The sequence below is a fragment of the Flavobacterium sp. genome (assembly GCF_044368625.1).
GTDB lineage: Bacteria > Bacteroidota > Bacteroidia > Flavobacteriales > Flavobacteriaceae > Flavobacterium.
Map to the genome: position 1 here is coordinate 1 of NZ_JBIPPD010000220.1, position 5,343 is coordinate 5,343.

Genomic DNA, 5,343 nt, shown 5'->3' on the forward strand with positions numbered 1-5,343 from the left:
TCGCTATCGGAATTCGAAACCAAAACACTTTTGAAAATGTAACCACTATTGCCTATTTTGGAGCAGGATTTTTGTTGTTAAATTGTGCTTTTCACGCATATACAAAATTTCGAAAAAACGGATTTGGCGCTTTTTTTTCTATTTAATAGTTTCTTGAGAAAAATGACAATACTAAATTGAAATCACACAGTTCATTAAATTAAGAAAACAGCCGTCAATTGTAACTTAATTCATAGAAATGTATACTTTTGAAAAATTATAAACTTCGCAATTAATTGCTAAAGAAAAAAGAAGGTATAAAATGTTTCTTTTATTGGTAAAATCTGTTCTAGTCACACCCCATTTAAAGTTACAATTTAAATTTGTTCCATTCAATAAACACCATATAAATCAAACCTTTTCACACTAATGTCAGAAAATCCAATCATTAATTCCCATCCAGATTCGGAAAATAATATCGAAAGAAATTTTGATGCATTAAATCAGTCTTCAGACTTTCAACAGATGGAACAAAGTAAATTGAGTTTACTGAAACCTAATTTTAAAAGAGCCAAAGTTGCTCAATTATTCGTTTGGGCGGTAATGGCAATTGAGATTCTTTCCGTGATTTCATCCTACTTGCAATTTCGCCTTTTAAAAGATTTTGAAAACGGTGAAGAAGTAACCGAACTCATGATTGCCTCAAACGACACCAGAGAACAATGGATGGGAATTAGTTACACTGTACTTTTTATAATTTCTGGATTTACATTTATTATGTGGTTTCGACGTGCCTACTACAATTTAAGCATTCGTACTTCGGCAGTCCATGACCACAGTTGGGCTGCTGGAAGCTGGTTTGTACCCTTTCTGAATTTAATTCGCCCGTACCGCATCATGATGGAACTTTCTTCGAAAACATCGCAATTAATCAATTTAAGAACAACCCAATTTACCCATAGTAATTCCACCCTAATTGGGATATGGTGGACGTTATGGATTTTAGGAAACTTTGGAGGAAACTTGCTCATGAGAGAAACTTTGAGTGCCGAAACGGTTGAAGAATTGCTGCAAAGCACCTCCGTTGCCATCGGAGTTTCTGCCTTTATGATTCCAGTATCGATTGTTACGGTACTGATGATACAATCGTATGCACAAAAAGAAGAACTGCTTACAAAACTGGAAAGTACCTCCAATCCCATTTAAATTTATTTTTGTAAAAAATAATGCATTACAAAAAAAATCGTTTAGCTTTAGTAAAATTTTAAATGATACTGTTTTGAAACACGCATCAGGAATTATGTCTTTAATTTTAGGAATTGCTTTAGCGGGTTATGAAATCAATCACATGCATGCTGCAGGATCAAAAATCAAATCGTTTTTTGGAATAGAATATAAAACGGGATTGACTTTTTTAATCATAGGTGCGGTTGGGCAATTGCTGGACTCATCGCAATGGTTTGAAAAAAATAGGTGTTTTTACTTCGCTTTTTTACAATAAACGAGGCGGGGTTATTTACCAATATTTATAAATGAAATGAAACTAAGAACCGTTCAAGTAACCCGATACATTCAAGCGCTTCGAGAAGGAGGCTCTTTACCGGCTTTGGCCGACGCCAACGATGATTTTAAATACGTACTCAAATTTAGAGGGGCTGGCCACGGAACGAAAGCTTTAATTGCCGAATATTTAGGTGGCGAAATCGCTCGAGCATTGGGGTTGCCCGTTCCTGAGTTGGTTTTTATCGAACTAGACCAAGCCTTTGGTCGCACCGAAGCCGATGAGGAAATCCAAGAACTGCTTCAAAAAAGTCAAGGACTCAATTTAGGTCTGCATTTCCTGTCTGGTGCTTTAAATTTTGACCCCAATACGCAAGAAGTCGCTGCCAAACTGGCTTCGCAAGTGGTTTGGCTTGATGCATTTATCACCAATGTCGACCGAACTTTTCGCAATACCAATTTGCTTTTATGGCACAAGGAATTGTGGCTCATTGATCACGGAGCGGCATTTTATTTTCACCATTCCTGGGACAATTGGGAAAAACACGCACAAAGTCCATTTGCTCTGATAAAAGACCATGTTTTACTGCCACAAGCGAATGATTTGGAAGAAGTAAATACCGCTTTTCAAAGCCTTTTAACGGACGAAAAACTAAAAGAAATTGTCGAATTACTTCCCGACGACTGGCTCGTTTGGGAAGGCAACAATCAAACGCCCAACGAGATCAAAACTATATATTATCAATTTTTAGTGTTGCGAAAATTACACGCAAGCACTTTTGTAAACCAAGCACAGCATGCAAGAGCCGCACTTATATGAGTATGCCGTAATTCGCGTCGTGCCAAAAATTGAGCGCGAAGAATTCATCAACGTTGGCCTGATTTTGTTTTGCAAAAGACAACAGTACATTCGAATGGAGTATCAAATCAATGAAGCCAAATTGCAACTTTTTGATTGCGAAATTGAGCTTTGTGACCTTATTTCCTACCTAAAATCTTTTCAACAAACCGCTTTTGGCAACAAAAAAAACGACAGAATTGGGCAATTAGAAACGCCGGAACGGTTTCGATGGTTAACAGCCGTGAGGAGTTCGGTACTTCAAACCTCGCGACCTCATGCAGGTTTGACCGATGATTTAGAGGCTACTTTTGAAAAATTATTTGCTGAATTGGTTTTGTAAAAAAATGCAGTTTCAAAAGGAGAAAAAATCAAGAAGCTCCAAAACGCAATGGTTGCATTAGAGATAAAAGATTCAAGCAATTACTACACCTGAAAAAAGCTGGATAGGCAAAAAGAGTTGTAAAAGCCGTAAGTGTACCAAAGTAATCAATCCCAATCAACGTTCAAAACTACCATCGATTTTTCTTGAGTACACAAATCTAAAGTAGTAATTTGCGGTCTCAAAAATGAATCCGTAAATGAAAGTTTGTATTGCCGAAAAACCAAGTGTCGCCCGTGAAATTGCAGCTGTTTTAGGTGCCAATACCAAGCGCGACGGGTATTTCGAAGGTAACGGATATGCTGTAACCTACACTTTCGGCCACTTGTGTACGCTAAAAGAACCCAACGATTACAAACCCCATTGGAAAAGTTGGGACTTGAACAACTTACCGATGCTTCCCGAAAAGTTTGAAACCAAAGTAGTTGCAAATGGAGGTATTCAAAAGCAATTCAACATTATAAAAAGTTTGTTTGACAAAGCCGTTGTAGTGATCAATTGTGGTGATGCGGGACAAGAAGGCGAACTTATCCAACGTTGGGTCATGAACGAGGCCAATTACAAAGGCGAAGTGCAGCGGTTGTGGATTTCATCTTTAACCTCCGAAGCCATTCGGGAGGGTTTTGATAATTTGAAACCCGCTTCGCAATACGACAATTTGTACTATGCAGGATTTTCAAGAGCCATTGGCGACTGGCTTTTAGGGATGAATGCCACCCGACTTTACACCGTAAAACACGGTGGATTCAAACAAGTTTTGTCCATCGGAAGAGTTCAAACACCCACATTGGCAATGGTTGTGGCACGTTTTAAAGAAATAGAGAATTTCAAACCTCAGCCTTATTGGGAATTACAAACCCTGTACCGCGATATCCTTTTCAGCTATGAAGAAGGTCGTTTTTTAAAAAAAGAATCGGGCGAATTATTGGCACAAAAAATCCAGGAAAGTGATTTCGAAATTGTTGCTGTAGAGAAGAAAAACGGAAACGAGTTTGCGCCAAAACTCTTTGATTTAACTGGTTTACAAGTATATTGCAATACAAAATTTGGCTTTTCGGCCGAGGAAACCCTTAAAATTGCACAAACCTTATACGAACAAAAAGTGATCACGTATCCCCGTGTAGATACCACTTTTTTACCAAATGATGTCTACCCAAAAGTATCAGGAATTTTACAAAAGTTGACACAATATGCTGCAGTAACCCAACCGCTTTTAGGCAAAAAAATCAAAAAATCGGCGAAAGTTTTTAATGATAAAAAAGTCACCGACCACCACGCCATCATTCCCACAGGAATCGAAACGAATTTGCAATACAACCAGCAGCGGGTTTACGACATCATTACCAAACGATTTATCGCAGTTTTCTACGACGATTGTTTGGTGGCCAATACGACGGTTTTGGGCAAAGCTGCCGATGTGCCTTTTAAAGCGACGGGGAAAGAAATTTTGAAAAAAGGATTTCGCATCGTTTTCGAAGATCCAAATGCAGTTGAAAAGGAGGCCGATTTATTACCTAAATTTAGCGTAAGTGAAAAAGGGCCACACCAACCTTCATTTCTCGAAAAGGAAACCAAAGCACCCAATTATTTCACCGAAGCATCACTTTTACGGGCGATGGAAACCGCTGGTAAGCAAATTGACGACGAAGATTTGCGCGATTTGATGAAAGAAAACGGCATTGGTAGACCCTCAACAAGGGCGAACATCATTGAAACTTTGTTCAAACGGCAATACATTGTGCGAAATAAAAAACAATTATTGCCCACCAAAACTGGAATCCAACTCATCGATACCATCCAAAATAAGTTGCTTACCTCTGCCGAACTCACAGGATCTTGGGAAAAACAGTTGAGAGACATCGAAAAAGGCACACATTCTGCCGCTGCATTCATCAAAAACATGAAGCAAATGGTGGACGAACTCGTTGCCGAAGTTCGATTGGAACATAAAGCAGCTTCCATTTCGCACCTTGAAAATACCTCAAAAAAAGTGGAGACCTTGGAAAAAAAGAAAGCCGCTGGAATTGCAGCAGAAACCTGTCCGAAATGCAAACAAGGGAATTTGTTGAAAGGAAAATCAGCTTTTGGCTGTAGCCAATACAAAGCGGGTTGCGATTTCAAATTGCCTTTCACCTTTGGCGACAAGAAAATATCTGAAAATCAATTCCTCCGTCTGCTTCAAAAAGGTTCTACGGTAAACTTAAAAGATTTCAAAACCGAAAATGGCCTTGTTGAAGGATTGCTTCGTTTTGATCAAAATTTTCAGCTGCAGTTGGAATTGAAGAAAACATTTGATAAGCCAATTCCCGAAAAGCTGCTTTGTCCAAAATGCAAAAACGGAACCATTTTAAAAGGAAAAACGGCATACGGATGTACGGCTTATAAAACGGGTTGCGACTTTAAAGTTACTTTTGAAAAAGTGCGTCTTCAGTTGGGCAATCAGAAAATAAGCAAATCATTGGTGTATGAAATTTTAAAAACGACATTTAGATAAAAGAAAAAAAGACATCAAAATAGGGCGTAAGGAATTCCAACTATTTTTTTAACTTGAAAGCAACTTTTAATTAAAAAATTTAATGCATATCCGTTTTTAATCATACTCCTGTAATACTTGCTATCACTAGTCTATCGAAGATTTTCTCAC

General features: G+C 38.2%; 5 protein-coding genes. All 5 read left to right on the forward strand.

Translation table 11 applies throughout. From position 1 onward, the window contains the following. Positions 1-408 precede the first annotated feature (408 nt). The 5 genes from ACIQ2X_RS13475 to ACIQ2X_RS13495 all read left to right on the forward strand — a co-directional run bounded on the left by ACIQ2X_RS13475 (position 409) and on the right by ACIQ2X_RS13495 (position 5,193). A complete protein-coding gene (locus ACIQ2X_RS13475) occupies positions 409-1,185 on the forward strand; it encodes a DUF4328 domain-containing protein (RefSeq protein ID WP_396179450.1) in 777 nt (258 codons plus the stop codon). A gap of 73 nt (positions 1,186-1,258) precedes the next feature. Beyond that, positions 1,259-1,480 carry a hypothetical protein gene (locus ACIQ2X_RS13480; protein ID WP_396179451.1) on the forward strand — a complete coding sequence of 74 codons (222 nt, stop codon included), beginning with the start codon at positions 1,259-1,261 and terminating at the stop codon, positions 1,478-1,480. Between the two features lie 36 nt (positions 1,481-1,516). After that, positions 1,517-2,299, forward strand: a complete 783-nt coding sequence (locus ACIQ2X_RS13485; RefSeq protein WP_396179452.1) for a HipA family kinase — start codon at positions 1,517-1,519, stop codon at positions 2,297-2,299. Beyond that, positions 2,277-2,660: a DUF3037 domain-containing protein gene (locus ACIQ2X_RS13490; protein ID WP_396179453.1), complete on the forward strand. Its 384-nt coding sequence runs from the start codon at positions 2,277-2,279 to the stop codon at positions 2,658-2,660. The genes ACIQ2X_RS13485 and ACIQ2X_RS13490 overlap by 23 nt, the downstream gene beginning before the upstream one ends. 238 nt (positions 2,661-2,898) lie before the next feature. Continuing rightward, positions 2,899-5,193, forward strand: coding sequence for a DNA topoisomerase 3 (locus tag ACIQ2X_RS13495; RefSeq protein WP_396179454.1), 2,295 nt, complete (start codon positions 2,899-2,901; stop codon positions 5,191-5,193). Positions 5,194-5,343: the final 150 nt, after the last annotated feature.

Bases quoted from the DNA above. Each gene is read 5' to 3' on its own strand.
- ACIQ2X_RS13495 (WP_396179454.1), top strand. From the start codon at position 2,899: ATGAAAGTTTGTATTGCCGAAAAACCAAGTGTCGCCCGTGAAATTGCA.
- ACIQ2X_RS13485 (WP_396179452.1), top strand. From the start codon at position 1,517: ATGAAACTAAGAACCGTTCAAGTAACCCGATACATTCAAGCGCTTCGA.
- ACIQ2X_RS13490 (WP_396179453.1), top strand. From the start codon at position 2,277: ATGCAAGAGCCGCACTTATATGAGTATGCCGTAATTCGCGTCGTGCCA.
- ACIQ2X_RS13475 (WP_396179450.1), top strand. From the start codon at position 409: ATGTCAGAAAATCCAATCATTAATTCCCATCCAGATTCGGAAAATAAT.